1 protein-coding gene is annotated in these 961 nt (G+C 76.3%); it reads right to left on the bottom strand.

What is annotated here, in order from left to right; all coding sequences use genetic code 11:
• On the bottom strand, nt 1–961 hold a 961-nt coding region (locus FV222_RS27370), incomplete at both ends, for an HlyD family efflux transporter periplasmic adaptor subunit (RefSeq protein WP_147816272.1).

Below are 961 nucleotides of genomic sequence, written 5' to 3' on the forward strand. Positions count from 1 at the left end.
AGCTCGAGCCGGCGCCCGTCGGCGAGCCGCGCGGTGGCGTCGGCCGTGCTGGCCAGCGCGTCGAAGCTCAGGGCCTCGACCCACAGCCGTGCCGGGTCGACGATCTTGAACACCATCGCCCCCGGGCTCGCCATCTGGCCGGCGACCGCGTTGGCCTCGGCGACCACCCCCGAGACCGGCGCCGCCAGCGCCTCCGGCTGCGAGCGGACGCCGTCGAGGGCCTTGCGGCGGTCGACCAGGCCCTTGAGCTCGGCGTCCGCGTCGTCGATCTGGACCTGCGAGACCGCGCCGCCGGGGCTCAGCTTGCGGTAGCGCTCGACCCGGCGCGCGACGATGGCGATCTGCTGGTCGAGCTCGCCCTGGCGCTGGCGCATGTCCGACACGTCCACCGCCTGGACCGGCGGCGTGACGAAGGCCAGCACCTCGCCCTTGCGCACCGGCGAGCCGAGGCGCGGGAACAGGCCGGATTCCGGCGGCGACAGCCGGCCGCCGACCGAGGATTGCACCACGCCGCTGCCGTTCGGGTCGGCGATGATCCGTCCCGGCAGCTCCGTGGTCCGCGCCAGCACGCCCGATGCGGTGACGAGGGTGCGCAGCGTCAGCACGCGCTGGGTGGGTTTCGGCACGAACACCGACCCGTCGGGCAGGCGCCGGGCGAGGTCCTGTGCGCCGGCGGCGGCCATCGGCGTCGGCGCGTCGTGGTCGTCGTCGCCGTGCGCGAAGGCGGAGGGCGCGAACAGCAGCCCGGCCGCCAGCACGAGGAGCGCGACCGCCGCGACGCCCCGGCGGGCTCGCATCAGCACCGTCGCGAGGATGCCGAGCACGAAGCCGGCGCCGCCGACGAGGAACGGCATCGGGTCGGCGCTGCGCAGGTGCGCGCCGAAATCGTGGGCGACGGCGAGGCCCGCATGCCAGGGCGCGGGCTCGACCGCCGGGGCGGGGGGGGCCGGGACGTCGATGT

It is taken from the genome of Methylobacterium sp. WL103, assembly GCF_008039885.1.
GTDB classification, from domain to species: domain Bacteria; phylum Pseudomonadota; class Alphaproteobacteria; order Rhizobiales; family Beijerinckiaceae; genus Methylobacterium; species Methylobacterium cerastii.